The organism is Huaxiibacter chinensis, assembly GCF_022171985.1.
Classification (GTDB): domain Bacteria; phylum Pseudomonadota; class Gammaproteobacteria; order Enterobacterales; family Enterobacteriaceae; genus Enterobacter; species Enterobacter chinensis_A.
The window spans coordinates 1-1,211 of the sequence record NZ_JAJVHF010000054.1; the positions used below are offsets into that span (position 1 = coordinate 1).

At 53.6% G+C, this 1,211-nt stretch carries 1 rRNA gene; it reads left to right on the forward strand.

Features of this window, described 5'->3' with window-relative positions:
* Positions 1–1,188: ribosomal RNA gene (locus tag LZP96_RS23885) — 23S ribosomal RNA — on the forward strand; the annotation flags it as partial.
* Between the last annotated feature and the right edge of the window lie 23 nt (positions 1,189–1,211).

Consider the following 1,211-nt stretch of genomic DNA (forward strand, 5'->3'; position numbering starts at 1 on the left):
GTGAAGCGACTTGCTCGTGGAGCTGAAATCAGTCGAAGATACCAGCTGGCTGCAACTGTTTATTAAAAACACAGCACTGTGCAAACACGAAAGTGGACGTATACGGTGTGACGCCTGCCCGGTGCCGGAAGGTTAATTGATGGGGTTAGCGGCAACGCGAAGCTCTTGATCGAAGCCCCGGTAAACGGCGGCCGTAACTATAACGGTCCTAAGGTAGCGAAATTCCTTGTCGGGTAAGTTCCGACCTGCACGAATGGCGTAATGATGGCCAGGCTGTCTCCACCCGAGACTCAGTGAAATTGAACTCGCTGTGAAGATGCAGTGTACCCGCGGCAAGACGGAAAGACCCCGTGAACCTTTACTATAGCTTGACACTGAACACTGGTCCTTGATGTGTAGGATAGGTGGGAGGCTTTGAAGCGTGGACGCCAGTCTGCGTGGAGCCAACCTTGAAATACCACCCTTTAATGGCTGGTGTTCTAACGTAGACCCGTTACCCGGGTTGCGGACAGTGTCTGGTGGGTAGTTTGACTGGGGCGGTCTCCTCCTAAAGAGTAACGGAGGAGCACGAAGGTTAGCTAATCCTGGTCGGACATCAGGAGGTTAGTGCAATGGCATAAGCTAGCTTGACTGCGAGAGTGACGGCTCGAGCAGGTGCGAAAGCAGGTCATAGTGATCCGGTGGTTCTGAATGGAAGGGCCATCGCTCAACGGATAAAAGGTACTCCGGGGATAACAGGCTGATACCGCCCAAGAGTTCATATCGACGGCGGTGTTTGGCACCTCGATGTCGGCTCATCACATCCTGGGGCTGAAGTAGGTCCCAAGGGTACGGCTGTTCGCCGTTTAAAGTGGTACGCGAGCTGGGTTTAGAACGTCGTGAGACAGTTCGGTCCCTATCTGCCGTGGGCGCTGGAGAATTGAGGGGGGCTGCTCCTAGTACGAGAGGACCGGAGTGGACGCATCACTGGTGTTCGGGTTGTCATGCCAATGGCATTGCCCGGTAGCTAAATGCGGAAAAGATAAGTGCTGAAAGCATCTAAGCACGAAACTTGCCCCGAGATGAGTTCTCCCTGACCCTTTAAGGGTCCTGAAGGAACGTTGAAGACGACGACGTTGATAGGTCGGGTGTGTAAGCGCAGCGATGCGTTGAGCTAACCGATACTAATGAACCGTGAGGCTTAACCTTACAACGCCGAAGATGTTTTGGCG